Source organism: Pseudomonas sp. TH04 (assembly GCF_016651355.1).
GTDB lineage: Bacteria > Pseudomonadota > Gammaproteobacteria > Pseudomonadales > Pseudomonadaceae > Aquipseudomonas > Aquipseudomonas fluorescens.
Map to the genome: position 1 here is coordinate 776,316 of NZ_JAEKEA010000001.1, position 15,683 is coordinate 791,998.

14 protein-coding genes are annotated in these 15,683 nt (G+C 61.8%); 3 read left to right on the plus strand and 11 right to left on the minus strand.

The genetic code is table 11. The annotated features are described in order from the left end of the window. Positions 1–30: 30 nt before the first annotated feature. The 10 genes from argE to JFT85_RS03480 form a co-directional block, all read right to left on the minus strand. Positions 31–1,188 (minus strand): acetylornithine deacetylase, encoded by a 1,158-nt coding sequence (argE, locus tag JFT85_RS03435; protein ID WP_053256281.1) that lies wholly within the window; start codon positions 1,186–1,188, stop codon positions 31–33. After that, positions 1,185–2,339 carry an NAD(P)/FAD-dependent oxidoreductase gene (locus JFT85_RS03440; RefSeq protein ID WP_053256282.1) on the minus strand — a complete coding sequence of 385 codons (1,155 nt, stop codon included), beginning with the start codon at positions 2,337–2,339 and terminating at the stop codon, positions 1,185–1,187. The genes argE and JFT85_RS03440 overlap by 4 nt, the downstream gene beginning before the upstream one ends. Then, the gene (locus JFT85_RS03445; RefSeq protein ID WP_187601518.1) at positions 2,336–3,712 is read right to left on the minus strand and encodes an FAD/NAD(P)-dependent oxidoreductase; all 1,377 of its coding nucleotides are present in this window, start codon (positions 3,710–3,712) and stop codon (positions 2,336–2,338) included. The genes JFT85_RS03440 and JFT85_RS03445 overlap by 4 nt, the downstream gene beginning before the upstream one ends. After that, entirely contained in the window at positions 3,694–4,002 is a 309-nt protein-coding gene (locus JFT85_RS03450; protein WP_053256284.1) for a (2Fe-2S)-binding protein, read from the minus strand. The genes JFT85_RS03445 and JFT85_RS03450 overlap by 19 nt, the downstream gene beginning before the upstream one ends. Beyond that, on the minus strand, positions 3,999–5,840 hold the full coding sequence (locus JFT85_RS03455; protein WP_201229210.1) for an ABC transporter ATP-binding protein: 1,842 nt from the start codon (positions 5,838–5,840) through the stop codon (positions 3,999–4,001). The genes JFT85_RS03450 and JFT85_RS03455 overlap by 4 nt, the downstream gene beginning before the upstream one ends. A 1-nt stretch (position 5,841) precedes the next feature. Beyond that, positions 5,842–6,717 (minus strand): ABC transporter permease, encoded by an 876-nt coding sequence (locus JFT85_RS03460; protein ID WP_053256286.1) that lies wholly within the window; start codon positions 6,715–6,717, stop codon positions 5,842–5,844. Continuing rightward, positions 6,714–7,670: an ABC transporter permease gene (locus JFT85_RS03465; RefSeq protein ID WP_073638427.1), complete on the minus strand. Its 957-nt coding sequence runs from the start codon at positions 7,668–7,670 to the stop codon at positions 6,714–6,716. Before JFT85_RS03465 ends, JFT85_RS03460 begins: the two co-directional genes overlap by 4 nt. A gap of 13 nt (positions 7,671–7,683) precedes the next feature. Further along, positions 7,684–9,321 (minus strand): ABC transporter substrate-binding protein, encoded by a 1,638-nt coding sequence (locus JFT85_RS03470; protein WP_053256288.1) that lies wholly within the window; start codon positions 9,319–9,321, stop codon positions 7,684–7,686. A 95-nt stretch (positions 9,322–9,416) separates the two neighbouring features. Further along, entirely contained in the window at positions 9,417–10,691 is a 1,275-nt protein-coding gene (locus JFT85_RS03475; RefSeq protein ID WP_078828159.1) for an NAD(P)/FAD-dependent oxidoreductase, read from the minus strand. 21 nt (positions 10,692–10,712) lie between these two features. Beyond that, complete coding sequence (locus tag JFT85_RS03480) at positions 10,713–11,381, minus strand: haloacid dehalogenase type II (protein WP_053256290.1); 669 nt, start codon at positions 11,379–11,381, stop codon at positions 10,713–10,715. A 578-nt stretch (positions 11,382–11,959) separates the two neighbouring features. On the opposite strand from JFT85_RS03480, the gene JFT85_RS03485 reads away from it, so the two are divergent. Next, positions 11,960–12,811: a GNAT family N-acetyltransferase gene (locus tag JFT85_RS03485; RefSeq protein ID WP_053256291.1), complete on the plus strand. Its 852-nt coding sequence runs from the start codon at positions 11,960–11,962 to the stop codon at positions 12,809–12,811. A gap of 22 nt (positions 12,812–12,833) precedes the next feature. Next, entirely contained in the window at positions 12,834–13,547 is a 714-nt protein-coding gene (locus JFT85_RS03490; RefSeq protein ID WP_053256292.1) for a cupin domain-containing protein, read from the plus strand. 21 nt (positions 13,548–13,568) lie between these two features. Here the strand turns inward: JFT85_RS03490 and JFT85_RS03495 are convergent, their stop codons facing one another. After that, a complete protein-coding gene (locus JFT85_RS03495) occupies positions 13,569–14,453 on the minus strand; it encodes a LysR family transcriptional regulator (protein WP_053256293.1) in 885 nt (294 codons plus the stop codon). A gap of 95 nt (positions 14,454–14,548) precedes the next feature. Between JFT85_RS03495 and JFT85_RS03500 the strand changes: the two genes are divergently transcribed. Next, a complete protein-coding gene (locus JFT85_RS03500; protein ID WP_053256294.1) occupies positions 14,549–15,682 on the plus strand; it encodes a DSD1 family PLP-dependent enzyme in 1,134 nt (377 codons plus the stop codon). Position 15,683 lies beyond the last annotated feature (1 nt).

Sequence of the window (15,683 nt, forward strand, 5' to 3'; positions counted from 1 at the left end):
CCCGCGACGGCAGGCTCTACCAGCACGCGCCTAGCCTTTCAACGAACCCAGCAACCCTTGCAAAAAGCGCTCGCCGGCTTCCATCTGGCTGATCTCGACAAACTCATCCGGCTTGTGCGCCTGCTCGATGGAGCCCGGCCCGCACACCACCACCGGCACATCCAGACGCTGCTTGAACAGGCCGCCTTCAGTGCCGAACGAGACTTTCGAGGTGCCCGTGTCCGGCGCCGCAAATTGCTTGAGGAAGCGCACTGCTTCGACACTGGGGTGCGTGTCGAGACCCGGGTAGACGTTGACGGTTTCAATTTCGATGGCCGCCACGCTGGAGAGCTTCTGCGCCTCACGCACGATCACTTCAGCGCGCTCGTGCATCTGGTCCAGGAACTGATCGAGGTCGTCTGCCGGCAGGTTGCGCACCTCAAAATCCAGGGTGCACAGGTTGGGCACGATATTGAGCGCCTTGCCGCCGACAATCTGCCCGACATGCACGGTGCTGTAGGGCACGTCGTAGTCGTTGTCCTGGGCGCCGTGGCGTTGCAACTGCTGCTGGCTCTCGCGCAGGGCGCCGATGAAGTCACAGGCGACGTGGATCGCATTCACTGATCGCGGCGCCAGCGATGAATGGGCTTCCAGGCCGCGACAGTAAGTGCGGTAAGAGCCTTTGCCCTTGTGGCCCAGCACAAACTGCATATTGGTCGGCTCACCGATCATGCACAGAAACGGGCGCACCGGCGCCAGGTGCAACACGTCAAGCAAGCGTCGCACGCCCACACAACCAATCTCTTCATCATGGGACAACGCCAGTTGTAACGGGCGGCTCAGGCGATGATCCGCTGCATCGAGCATCGCGTCGATGGCCAGGGCGATAAAACCTTTCATGTCACAACTGCCGCGGCCGTAGATACGCCCGTCCTGCACAGTGGCGGCGAAGGCGGGAAAGGTCCAGGCCTGCCCCGCCGCCGGCACTACGTCAGTGTGCCCGGACAGCAGCACGCCGGGCTGGTCTTTGGGGCCGGTGCTGGCAAACAGGTTGGCCTTCTTGCCGCTTTCGTCGCGTACGATCAACGACTCGATGCCCTTGGTCGCTAACAGCTCGCGTACGTAGTCGATCAGGGCCATGTTCGACACCGACGACACGGTGTCGAACGCCATCAGCTGTGTGAGAATCTCGAGAACGCGCGGTTTCATGAGGCCTGGCTCCGTTGTGCGGCAAGGTGGGCAAAGCGGGTGATGGAGAATGGCTCGATCGGGGTGCTGGTGCTGCCGGTACTGAGCAATTCGGCCATCACATCGCCGACCCCTGGGCCCAATTGGAACCCGTGGCCACAAAAACCAAAGGCGTAGAACAGCCCATCGACGGTTCCGCTGGGGCCCATCACGGGCAACGCGTCTGGCAGGTAGCCTTCAATGCCGCTCCATACGCGGATGATGTTGAGGTTGCCGACACCGGGCAGCAGCCGGCGCATCTGGTTGACCTGGTTGAGAATACTGCGCGGCTCGACCTGAGCACGACGGTTGAGCATGTCCGGCTTGCTGCGGTAACCGCCGCCGATAACGATATTGCCACGGGGAATCTGGCGGAAGTAAATCACTTCCTCAGGGATCTTGGTGTACACGCCGATCACGGTCGGCAACGCATACGGCACCGGCTCGGTAACGGCCATTTGCGGGCCATGGGTATCCAGCGGCACCGGTTCGCCGAACTGCGCCGAGAGTTTCTGGCCCCAGGCACCGGCAGTGATCAACAACTGCGCGGCATGGAACTGGCGGCCGTCGGTGGTGGTGACGTGAAAATCGCCGCCTACCTTCTGGACCTCGGCGACCTCAGTGCGCTCCTCAATCTGCGCACCCAGGCGCCTCGCCGCGCGGGCAAACGCCGGTGCGGCCAAACGCGGGTTCGCATGACCGTCGTGGGGCGCGTAGGAGCCGCCCTTGACCTGCGCGCCAAGAAAGCCGAAGCGTTGGCGCAGTTCGGCGCCGCGATAGATTTTCAGGTCCAGTTGCGCCGCTTCAGGTGCGGCAGCGTAGGCCTCAAGTTCAGCAATTTCATCTTCTCGATAACACACGCGCATGTGCCCGCTGGCGATGAATTCCAGGTCGTCGTCGATCAGTTCGGGCAAACGTTTCCACAGCGCCCAGGAACGGTTGGCCAGGGCCAATTGGCCGAGGAAGCGCCCTTGCCGCCGCACGTTGCCGAAGTTGACGCCGCTGGCGTATTGGCCGATCTGATCGCGCTCCAGCAGGATTACCGATTGGCCACGACAGCGCAAAAAGAAGGCGCTCGCCGCGCCCATCAGGCCACCACCCACAATCACCACGTCTGCTTTTTGCACGCTCATGGAGCGACCTCCTCGGTGAGCATCGACAACGGTTTGACGGGTGCCTGGCCACGCTGGCGGCCCACCTCCCGAACCTGTACGCCAGCAGCGGCCGCGATCACTTCCGCCCCCGCCTGGGAGCAATAACGGCCCTGGCAACGGCCCATGCCAACCCGACTGAACGCCTTGGCGCGGTTCACTTCACAGGCGCCTTTTTCACTGACTACGCGACGTAAATCGCCGGCGCTGATCATCTCGCAGCGACACACAATCGCACTGTCGGACAGGGCCTTGGCCTGTTCGCTGGGCCAGGGGAACGCCTGCGCCAACCCAAGGCGAAACTGGTCCATCACATCCAGCGCCAGGCGTTGCGCGTCGCGCAGCCCTGTATCGAAAGGGTGTTTAAAATCCTCCAGCAAGGTCAGCGCCACCAGTCGCCCGGCGTGCTCGGCCGCATCGGCGCCGCGAATTTTCGAACCGTCGCCGGCCGCGTACACACCCTTTACGGAAGTGCGTCCGGCTTCATCCACCGACAGCCACCATTGGCTTGAAGGCTCATCGAACGCCATCTTGCAGCCGGCCAGGTCGCCCAGTTGGGTTTCCGGGCGCAAGTGATAACCGAGCGCCACAGCGTCGGCCTCCACGGTCAGGGTTCGCCCGTTGGCGGTGTTGAACCGCACACCACTGACGCCGCTTGCGGCATCGCCCAGGACCTGCAACGGCTTGATACCCAGGTGCACCGTGACCTTTGCCCGGTACAGTTGCGCCAGCAGCTTGATTCCCGTGAACAGCAAGCCGGGGCGCGCCAGCAGCTTGGGCAGAGCCTTGATACGCAGGCGCATCGGCGACGTATCCAACACCGCCGCCACCGTCGCGCCCGCCTTTACGTACTGGCTGGCGACCAGGTACAGCAAAGGCCCGCTGCCCATGAACACCACGTTGTGGCCAATCGATACCGCCTGGTTTTTCAGCGCGATCTGCGAACCTCCGAGGCTATAGGTACCCGCCAGTTGCCAGCCCTCAATGGGCATCAAGCGGTCGGTAGCGCCAGTGCAGAGGATCAACGCGTCGTAATCCACCGTACTATGGCGGCCCTGGCTGACGCAGCACAATTGCCCCGGCGTGAGGTTCCACACCAACGTGTCGGGGCGGTAATCAATCGCGCCGCGCAGGCGATCGAAACTCTGGTGCAAGTCCTGGGCCTTGGCGGCTTCGCTGCCGTACAACGTCGTATAGTCGCGAGTAAACCCTTCGGGTTGGCGGCGATAGATTTGCCCGCCGTCGCGGCGATTTTCATCGATCAGGATCGGTGTAATGCCGGCGCTCACCAGCGTCTCGGCGCAACGAATGCCCGCCGGACCCGCGCCCACGATGACTACCCGTGCAGTGGCCATTTCGCCTCCGGTTGTGTGGTGACAATATCCAGGCCCTCGCGGACCTCATTAGAGCAGGCACGCAAGCGTTCGCCGCTGCGGGTCCACACCCAGCAGTCCTGGCACGCCCCCATCAGGCAGAAGCCTGCGCGACGGCCGGTGTCGAACTCCGACTGCCGCAACGTGCTGCCCTGCGTCAGCAAGGCGACCATCAACGTGTCGCCCTGCAAAGCCTCGATGGGTGCGCCATCCACGGTCAGGCTGACCGTCGGCCGCGCCTGTTCGGCCAACCTCACAAAACGCCCTTTCATGCATAGGCTCCCAACGTCATGGTGTTAATACCCTGCTGAGTGTTCAGCAATTGGGCCGTGTCGTGATGGCAGAGAATTTCACCACCGTTCTCCAGGCTGCGGCGGCTCGGCGCGGTGAGGTTGCACAAGCCGTCGACCCGCACCGGGCAGCGATTGAGGAACGTACAGAGTTCCGGCACATTGGCGCGCGCGCCAATGGGGGGCAACGCGCCACCGGAGGCGCCGCAGGTTTCCAGCCAACCTTGGCGCAGCTCAGGTACCGAGTGGATCAACACGTCGGTGTAGGGATGAAACGGCGGCTCGGCAAACGACTGGCGGCTGCCGGCCTGAACCTTATGGCCGCTGTACATCACCACAATGTCGTCGCACAGCGCACGTACCGTGGAGATGTCATGGCTGATAAACAGGTAGGAAACGCCAAGCTCCTGACGCAAGTCGCGCAGCAGTTCGAGAATCGCCGCGCCCACCACGGTGTCGAGGGCCGAGGTCACTTCATCGCAAAGGATCAGGTCGGGCTTGGCGGCCAGCGCCCGCGCCAGGTTGACCCGCTGCTTCTGCCCTCCAGACAGCTCATTGGGGCGCCGCTCGGCCATTGCGCGGGGCAGGCGCACCAGATCGAGCAGTTCGCCAATCCGCGTTTGCAACGCCGCGCCTTTGAGGCCGAAATACATCTTCAGCGGCCGACTGAGTATGGTCGCCACGCTGTGCATGGGGTTCAGTGCGGTGTCGGCATTTTGAAACACCATTTGAATCCGTCGAAACTGCTCGGGGCTGCGCTCGGACAGGCTGCCACCTAAGGGCTGGCCATCGAATGTCAGCCCGCCGAGGGCCGGGGTCAGCAGCCCCGCAACCACGCGGGCCAAGGTGGACTTGCCGGAGCCCGACTCGCCGATCACCCCAATGGCCTGGCCGCGTCGCACGGTAAGGTCTATGTCTTCGAGTACCCGGATCGACGGCATGCCTTGCAGGTTCTTGTTGCCGTAGCCGGCGGTGAGGCCGCGGATGGTCAGCAGCGGTACATCTTCGGCAATCCCGCACGGCGGACGGATGGTGGTGTCAGGGCGCGCGGCTGCCAGCAGGCTGCGCGTGTACTCATGGGTCGGGGCTTTGAGCAGCGGCGCCGTGGCGCTCTGTTCGAAGATCTGCCCACCATTGAGTACCACGATCTGGTCAGCCATTTGCGCCACCACGGCCAGGTCGTGAGAGACATACACGGCCGTGGTACCCCGCTCGCGCACCACCCGCTTGAAGGCGCGCAGCACGTCAATCTGGGTGGTCACATCGAGCGCCGTAGTGGGCTCGTCGAGCACCACCAGAAGCGGGTCGCTGATCAGCGCCATTGCCGCCATCACCCGTTGCAGTTGCCCACCAGAGACCTGATGCGGATAGCGTCGGCCGATGCGCTCCGGGTCGGGCAGCGCCAAGTCGCGGAACAGCCCGATGGCTCTGGCTTGCAGTTCGGCCCGAGTGCCCAGGCCATGGATCAACGCGCCCTCCACGACTTGGTCGATGAGTCTTTTCGCCGGATTGAACGCCGCCGCAGCGCTTTGCGCGATGTAGGACACCCGGTTGCCACGCAGGCCTTGCAGCTGCTTTTCGCTCAGGGCACGCATGTCGTGCTCACCGACTTGCACAACTCCGCCGGATAAGCGACAGCCCCGCCGCGCGTAACCGAGCAGCGCCAGGGCGATGGTGGTCTTGCCCGAGCCGGACTCACCGATCAACGCCAGCACTTCACCTTTTTTCAGGGAAAAACTCACGCCTTTGACGATTTCAACCTCGCCACGCTCGCCACAGGCGACCACCCGCAGGTCTTCAACGCGAATCAATTCACTCATTTCAATGGCCTCCCATACGTCGACTACGCCGGGACGACAGATGGTCGATCAGCAAATTCACACCAATGGTCAACGTACCAATGGCGAGCGCTGGAATGATGATGGCCAGCGCGCCCTGGTTGAGGCCGCCGATGTTTTCCCGTACCAGGGAGCCAAGGTCCGCGTCTGGCGGTTGCACGCCCAGGCCCAGAAAGCTCATGCCGCTGAGCAACAGCACGATGTAGCCGAAGCGCAACCCCAGATCGGTCAATACGGGGTTGAGCATATTCGGCAGGATTTCCATGCACGCCACGTATAACCGGCGCTCGCCTCGGGTACGGGCGACTTGCACGTACTCAAGGGCTTCAATGTTGACCGCCATGCTGCGGGCGACGCGAAACGCACCCGGGATATAGCTGATAACGGCGGTGCAGATCAGCAGCGTCACTGACGACCCAAAGGCCGAGACCATGATCAGTGCAAGCATTTTGCTGGGGATCGAAATGAACGCGTCCATGATGCGGCTGATGACTTCGTCCAGCCACTTGGGTGCGACCACCGACAACAACGCAGAACCGGTGCCCAGGGCGCTGGCCAGTAACGCCGCGACCAGCGCCAGCCCGACGGTGAACCGGGCGCCCACCAACACCCGACTAAGCATGTCGCGGCCCAGGTAATCGGTGCCAAACGGGTGGGCGAGGCTAAAGCCTTCGAAGATGTTATCGGACACCACTTCACCCACAGGGTGTGGCGCCAGCCAGGGGCCAAACAGCGCCACCAGCAACCAGGCCACGCACACCAATGCTCCCACCAGCCCCAACCACGACGGAGCGCTGGAGACTTTGGCGAGTGCCAGGGCTGAGGACACAGGCTTTGACTTGGCAATGAGATTGTTCATTGGTTTCTCAGCCTCGGGTTGGACAGGATTGCGCAGAGGTCGGCGAGCAGCACCAGGCCCAGGTAGGCCGCGCAGAACAACATGGTGCAAGCCTGCACCAGCGCCATGTCGCGGTTGGTCACGGCGTCGACCATCAAGCTGGCAATGCCGGGGTAGTTGAAGATGGTTTCGACGATCACCACCCCGCCCAACAGGTACGACAGGCTCAGGGCGATGGCATTGGCAATCGGGCCGATGGCGTTGGGCAAGGCATGGCGCAGCACAATACGTATGGGGCTGACGCCTTTGAGGCGCGCCATTTCGACGTAGGGGCTGTCGAGCTGATCGATCACCGCAGCGCGCGTCATGCGCGCCATTTGCGCGACGATGACGCAACACAGCGTCATCACCGGCAAGGCATAGGTACGCATGAATTGCAGGGGTGAGGTAATGTCGCTGGCATACGACAGTGCCGATAACCAACCGAGGTTGACCGCGAAAATCAGCACGGCCAGGGTTGCCACCAGAAACTCCGGCACCGCAACCATCGCCAGGGTGACAAAGCTCAGGCAGCTGTCGATGCGCCCACCCCGGCCCATCGCCGAGCCGATGCCCAGCACCAGCGCCAACGGCACCGAAACCAGCGCCGTGACACCCGCCAACATCAGGGTGTTGGGCACTCGTCCCGCCATCAATTCACCCACCGGCATCGCATTGGACACCGACACCCCCATGTCGCCGGTGAGCAGGCTCATCAACCAGTGCAAGTACCGCAACACACCAGGCTGGTCCAACCCCAGTTTCAGGCGCAGCGCCGCCACCTGTTCAGGGGTCGCGAACTGGCCAAGGGATTGTTGTGCAGCATCCCCCGGCAGTACTGCCGTGATCGCAAAAACGACCATGGACACGATCAACAAGGTCACCGCACCGGCACCAAAGCGCCGGCAGATCAACCACAGTGTATGGCTATTCATCGCACTGCCCTCCTCAAGCGTCCAACCACACCTGCTCGGCGAACATGTAACCCATGAAACCACCCAGCGGGTTGGTGTCGTAGCCTTTGATGCGCTGGTCGACGCCGTCGATGTTGCTGATAAATACCGGCACGCCGATGCCACAGTGGTCGTGAACCAGGGTCTGCATGTCGCCATACATTTTGGCGCGCTTGGCGTCGTCGGTCTCGCCACGTGCCAACATCAGTAACTGGTCGAATTGATCGTTCTGCCAGCCGGACTCGTTCCACGGCGCCTTGGACTGGAAGAATTGCGAAAACATCACGTCGGCATTCGGCCGAGGGTTGATGTTGCCGAAGCTCAAAGGGTGCTTCATCCAGTGGTTTGACCAGTAGCCGTCACTGGGCAGGCGGTTGACGTCAAGCTTGAGCCCGGCCTGTTTCGCCGACTGCTGCAACAGCACGGCGATGTCCACCGAACCGGTCGCAGCGGGTGACGCCATCACGGGCATGGTGATGCTTTCCATACCGGCTTTCTTCAGCAGGAACTTGGCTTTTTCCGGGTCGTAGACCGTCTGCGGCAAGTCGCTGTTGAAGTAGCGCGAGCCCGGTGCAATCGGGTGATCGTTGCCGACCACGGCAAAGCCACGGAACACTGCGGACTTGACTTGCTCACGGTCCAGCAGCAGCTTCATCGCCTGGGTGAATTCCGGGCTTTTGCCGGGCAACTGATCCTGGCGGATGATCAAGTCAGTGTAGTTGCCGGACGGCGCATCCACGACCCGGTGTTTGGCACTGGCAGCGATACGTGTGGTGGAACGTGGGTTGACCTCGTTGATCATGTGTACGTCGCCCGACAGCAGCGCGTTGACCCGCGACGGCTCGTCGGCGATAGCGATGAATTCGATTTCGTCCAGGTACGGCAAGCCCGGTTTCCAGTAGTTCTTGTTGCGCACGGCAATCGAACGCACCCCCGGTTTGAATTCACCCACGGTGAACGGCCCGGTACCGATGCCTTTATTGAAGTCGGTGGTGCCCTCAGGGACGATCAACAGGTGCGACACCGCCAGGATCGACGGCAACTCGGCGTTTGGCGCGCTGAGGCGAATCTGCACTTCGCTCGGGCCGCTGGCCTTGATCTCTGCGAACTGCTCCATCAACGGCATGACCTTGGAACCAGTGAGCGGGTCCTTGTGCCGGTTCAGGGTGAACACCACGTCGGCAGCGCTCAGCGTCTTGCCGTTGTGGAAGGTCACGTCTTTGCGCAGGGTGATGGTCCACAGGGTGGCGTCGGTATTCTCGATACGCTCGGCCAACTCCAATTGCGGCACCAGGTGTTTATCGAATCGGGTCAGGCCGTTATAGAACATGTAGTGGCGCGCATAGTCGGTAGACAGCGCGCCCTTGGCGGGGTCAAGGGTATCGGCGGTAGACGTGGACATACCGGCGACACGAATCTTGCCCCCCGGCTTGCCTTTACCTGCGACAGGCGCGTCATCGGCAAACACCTTACCGGCGGCGCTGAACAGACTGCCGGCACCGGCGGCGGCCACACCCGCAACACCGAGCATTTGCAGGGCATTGCGGCGCGACATACCACGGTTGAGACTTTCGAATACCCGCAGGCTCTCCTGGCCGGAGATCAGCTCGGGGGTGTTTTTGTTGTCAGTCATATCAAAGCTACCTGTCGATAATCGGAAGAATCGAGTGCTCACGGATGTCCGGAGCGTCCTGAAAAAACAAACGACGGTGACGCAACAACGGCAACTCAGTGCAAATAATCCTGGAAGCGGTAATAGGCACCCACGAACGGCAGGAACCAGGGTTTGCCGAAGTGCCCGGGAATCGCCGGCCATTCGAGCTCACGCCAGGGGTTGGCGGCTGCGTTGCCAGCCATCACCTCTGCCATCACCTGGCCCATGTGCACCGACATCTGCACGCCATGGCCGCTGTAGCCCATCGAATGGAACACCCCGCCATGCTGGCCTGCGCGGGGCAGGCGATCGGACGTCATGTCCACCAAACCGCCCCAGCAGTAGTCGATCTTCACGCCCGCCAACTGCGGGAACATGTTCAACATCGCGGCGTGCAGCACCTTGCCGCTCTTGGCATCGGAGACGCTGTCCGACATGGCGAACCGTGCCCGACCGCCAAACAGCAAGCGGTTGTCCGGCGTCAGGCGAAAATAGTTACCGATCATGCGGCTGGTCACATAGGCCCGATGCTGTGGCAGCAACTGGTCGATCAGGGCCTGGGACAAGACTTCAGTGGCGATGACAAAACTGCCTACCGGGACAATCCGCCGGCGGTACCAGCCGAGGTCGCCATGCTGGCAAGCACCGGTGGCCAGCAAGACTTGCCCGGCATGCAGCGAGCCCTTGGCGGTAGTGACTTGATAGCCGCCCGCCTGGGCCTTCCAGTGGTTGACCTGGGTGTGCTCATAAATCATTGCGCCACGCCGCACGGCCGCTTCGGCCAAGCCGACACCAAAACGGCCGACATGCATTTGCACACCGTTGCGTTGCAGCAAACCGCCATGGAACTGCGCCGAGTTGACTTCAGCGTGCGTCTGTTCGGCGCTGAGCAACTCGACATCGGCGTCGACCTCCTGGCGAATCAGCTCACAGGTGCGTGCAAGTCCTTCGTAATGCAGGGGCTTGGCCGCCAACTTGAGCTTCCCGTTGCGCACCAGGTCACAGGCGATCCCTTCCTGCTCGACCAGCGAAACCACCGTCTGCACCGCACTTTCATAGGCCTGGTAATAAGCACGCGCCTTGGCGGCACCGAGGCTGGCGTGCAACCCGGCATAGTCCTGGGCCACGCCGGTATTGCACTGCCCACCGTTGCGCCCCGAGGCTTCGCCGATCACCCGGCCGGCGTCCAGCACGACCACACTGGCGCCATTACGCGCCAACGCCCGCGCCGCCGCCAGGCCGGTGAACCCTCCACCGACCACGGCTACATCGACCTGCTTGGGCAAGTCGCCCAGCCGGGCCCTGGTAAACGCCGGTGCGGTGTCGAGCCAATAGGATTCACTGCCCATGTCTTACCCCTTGGTGTGCTGTTACAGACCGACCAACGCTGGCAGCCCGCCGATATCGGGGATCTGCTGGTAACCGTAGAACGCATTGCCGGGCACTTCATGGCCACGGGCAACGAACGCCTTGTTTTTGATCTTCATGTCATGGGCCGGCATCAGGTCATAACGGAAGCTCGAAGACACATGCAAGATGTCTTCCGGGCCGCAGCCAAGGTTGTCGAGCATGAATTCGAAAGCGGCCAGGCGCGGCTTATAAGCCTGGGCCTGTTCGGCAGTGAATACTTTGTGGAACGGCGCGCCGAGCTTGTCGACGTTGGACATGATCTGGCTGTTGCTGGCATTGGAAAAGATCACCAGGGGGATCTTGTCGGCGATCTTCGACAGGCCGGCCGGCACGTCCGCATGAGGGCCCCAGGTCGGCACGGCGTCGTAATACAGTTGGCCTTCCTCGCGATACTCGATACCCCAGCGCTTGCAGGTACGGGCCAGGGCCGTCTTGAGGATTTCGTCATACGGCCTCCAGTCGCCCATCACCTGATCGAGGCGGTAGGCCGAGAAATCCTTGACGAACTGGTCCATCTGCTCTGGGGTGATGCGGTCGGCGAAAATTTCGCGGGTCATGGTGCCCATATGAAAGTTGGTCAGCGTACCGTAGCAGTCGAACGTAATGAATTTGGGGCGAAGAAAGCTCATTGAGTGCGGTCCTGAAGTTCGTTGATTGTGACAAGCGTTCGCTGCCCTGGTGGCACGTCGGCCTCGTTGCAGCACAGCTTCATTACACCACTGTGAAATCAGCATATGACGTCTAAAACGACCTGCGCTCAATACAAACCACCGTTTTGGTGGCTGGCCTCAGCAGAGTTTGCGGTGCGCGCCAGGCTTGGGCAGGCCCCGCTTTTATGCGCTTTTATGGGCCTTTGGGGGTAACGAGGCTCAAGAAAGGGCATGGCGGGCAGCAGTCACTGTGCTGCAAGCAGTATTTTGTGCGGTTGGCCGATCACGCGCGTCAGCGAATGGACAGTGCGCTATAGAGAAGAGCGCAAGCCTGCGCCGATACCAGCCGCTTCGCCCCTGAATTCCGGCCGGCCGCGCCTGGAAAAACCCCTGGCATTTGCTGCTGACCTCGCGACGCAATTAAGTAGTAACTGTGGTGATGTGGGGTGCCGCACACGGAATCTGCCGAATATTCCAGGCCCTCTTGCCAGCCTGTATGGCAGGTGGGATACAGACGCGCTCATGATGCAAAAAACAACCTTCCATGGAGACTCGCCATGTCCGCCCTGCCACACCCTGCTTATGTCTACCGTCCGATGACGGTCGCCGACCTGCCGGCCGCCCATGCCTTATCGGTCATGCTCAAATGGCCCCACCGCCTGGAAGACTGGGCGATGTTGCAACGGGTCAGCGACGGCTTCGTGGTGCTGGACGGCGAGCGCCTGATCGGCAGCGCCTTCACCTGCCCTCAGGGTGATTACGCAACCATTGGCCTGGTGATCGTCAGCAATGACTACCAAGGCCAGGGCATTGGACGCCGCTTGATGGAAAAGGCGCTCGACGCCTGCCAGGCGCGCACGCCGATTCTCAACGCCACCCTCGCGGGTGCGCCACTTTATGCAAGCCAGGGGTTTGTCGAGTTTGGGCAGGTGCAGCAGCATCAAGGCCAAGTGCGCGTGCCCGCCCTGGAGGGCCTGGACGCTGGCGAAACCTGCCGTGCGTTACGCGCCGATGACCATGCCACGCTGTTGGCCCTCGCCAATGCCGGCAGCGGCCTGGACCGCCGTGAAGTGTTGCCGGAACTGCAGGTAGAGCACGCCATGGGGATTGAGCGCGAGGGCAAGTTGCGCGGCTTTGCCCTGCTGCGCCCCTTTGGTCGTGGACGCTGCATCGGCCCGGTGGTGGCAGAAAACCTCGAGCAGGCAAAACACCTGATCAGCGAATTACTGGCGCGGGTACCGGACGCCTTCGTACGCATCGATATCCCCGCCGATTGCGGCCTCAGTGACTGGCTCGAACAAGCCGGTTTGAAGCACATCGACACCGTCACCCAGATGGCCAAGGGCAAACCGCCCCAGGCCAGCCAAGGCGTACACCCTTTTGCGCTGATCACCCAAGCGATCGGCTGATTTTCCTTATGGAGCAGTGCCCATGTCATCTCCCCGTATCCTGCTGTTGGCGCGCGCCGACGGTAGCCGCGTTACCACGCCGTTGAACACGGCTGCCCTGAGCGCGCTCGATCCATTCGGCGATGCGCGCCAACTCGCCTGGCTGGGCGACGATGGGGTGTCCGCCGGCTTGGTGCAGTTCAGCGGCGACGCCGCGATCGAAGACTTCCCCCACAGCGAGACGCTGGTGGTTCACGCCGGCCATGTAGTGCTGCACACGGCAGACCAGCACGTAGACCTGAAGGTCGGCGACAGTGCCGTGATCGGCCGTGGCACACGCCTCTCGGTGCAGGCGAGCGCGGGCAGCCGATGGGCGTTCTGCGCTGTCGACCTGGCCGATGCCCCCCGGCAGCACGGCTTGACGTGGCTCGACCCGCGCGCCCTGCTCAACCCCTCTGCCGCACCGGAACCGCAAATCCTGATCGGCCCTCCCCCACAGTGCCGGGCGCTTAATCTGTTTGATGATGCCAGCACAGAACTGCGCGTCGGCATTTGGGACTCGACGCCCTACGCCCGGCACGGCCGCCCGCACAAACTGCATGAGTTGATGTATCTGCTTGAAGGTAGCGTCACCCTGCAAGATGCCGAGGGTGGCGAGGTGACGATCAACACCGGTGACACGGTGTTTGTGGCAAAAGGCGCGCCGTGCGCTTGGACCAGCACAGTCTATGTACGCAAGGTCTATGCAGTGAAGTGAGCCGGCATGTTCAGTCGGTTGTCAGGTTTTCAACGCGTCTTCCAGAAAAGCCACCAAAGCCTGCACACGCGAACTGCGCAGTTTGCGCGAAGGCACCAGCAAGTTGACCGGTGCGCTGTCGAAGCTCCACTCCGGCAGTACCCGTATCAGGCTGCCGCTGGCGATTGCATCACTGACATCCCACTGCGAACGCAGCACCAACCCCAAGCCTTGCTCGGCCCAACGCCGGGCAACGCTTCCATCATTGCTCAACAATACCGGTTCGATGCGTAGGGTTTTACGCGCCTGCCCCTTACGCATATGCCAGAGCGTGACATCCTCATCATTTTCACGGATGCAAATGCAGCGATGGGCAGCGAGCTGGTCTGGCGACACCGGCACACCCTGTTCGTGCAGATAGGCTTCGCTGGCGCATAACCATCGCTCGTTTTGCGTGAGCTGCCTGGCCGTCCACAGGCTGTCGTTGAGGTGGCCGATGTGAATGACTGCGTCGCTGTCATGGCGATCAGGCCAGGGTGTCTCGCGCAAATCCAGGTGCAGGCAAAGCTGCGGATGCAGCCTTGCAAAACGTGCCAACAATGGTGCAATGCGCTGTCGACCATAGCCAAACGGGGCCGCCAACCTCAATGTGCCAACCAGCCTTTCGTCCTTTTGCTTGAAAGACTCTGGAAGCGACTCCAGTTGTTCCAGCAAGACCGCACTCTCGCGCGAGAACCGCTCACCATCGGCCGTCAGGCTGAGCCGCCGTGCGTCGCGGTTAGCCAGGGTCAGCCCCAGCAGCGCCTCCAGTTTACGCAGGCGCATGGAAAGCGCCGGAGGTGAAACATTCAGGGCTCTGGCAGCGGCACTCAGCGACTCAGAGCGGGCAAGCGTAACTGCCAGGCGCAGGTCTTCGATGGAAATCATTCAATTTTACTTAATGATTGATGATTTCTCATTGAACCACAGGTTAACGATAGCTGAGTAGAGTGCAGCCTGTACCCAGCCACTTGAGTTCTGCCATGTCAACGCCGATTGCCTCTCTCGACACGCCCGTTGCGCTAGTCGATGTCGCGCAAATGCAGCGCAATATCCAGCGTATGCAGCAACGTATGGACACCCTCGGCGTACGTTTGCGCCCGCACATCAAAACCAGCAAGTGCCTGCCCGTCATCACGGCACAGATGGCTGCTGGCGCCCGCGGTGTCACGGTTTCTACCTTGAAGGAAGCTGAGCACTGTTTCGCGCAAGGCATCAGTGACGTGTTCTATGCCGTTGCAATAGCCCCGGGCAAATTACCCGCGGCACTAGCCCTCCGGCGCAAAGGCTGCAACCTGAGCGTACTCACCGACAGCGTCGCAGGCGCTCAAGCGATCGTCGACTTTGCACAGCAGCACGACGAACGCTTCGAGGTGTGGATTGAAATCGATTGCGACGGCCATCGCTCAGGCCTGGCCGTTGAAGACAATGCGCTGGTAGCCGTCGCACGCGCCCTGAGCGAAGGCGGCATGCAACTGCGCGGCGTGATGACCCACGCGGGGTCCAGTTACGAGCTGGACCGCCTCGAAGCCCTGCAAGCGCTGGCGGAACAGGAACGCTTACTCTGTGTACGCGCCGCCGAAATAATCCGCGAAGCCGGCTTGGCATGCCCCGAGGTCAGCATCGGCTCCACCCCCACAGCCCTCTCGGCACTGAACCTGGACGGCGTTACTGAAGTGCGGGCAGGCGTCTATGTGTTCTTCGATCTGGTCATGCACAACATTGGCGTGTGCCGGGCAGACGAGTTGGCGTTGAGCGTCCTGACCACCGTTATTGGCCATCAGCAGGATAAAGGCTGGATCATCACCGACGCAGGCTGGATGGCCATGAGTCGCGACCGTGGCACACAACGTCAGCGCCAGGACTTTGGTTATGGACAAGTGTGTACCGAAGCGGGCGACTGGATCGAAGGCGCGCTGGTCACAGGGGCCAATCAGGAACATGGCATCATCACCCTCGGCACCCCGAGTGCTGACATGGTCGGGCGCTTCCCTATTGGCAGTCGTCTGCGCATTCTGCCCAATCATGCCTGCGCCACCGGCGCGCAGTTTCCGGATTATCACGCCCTTGACGTCGAGGGCGCCGTACACACATGGAGTCGCCTTCATGGTTGGTAGT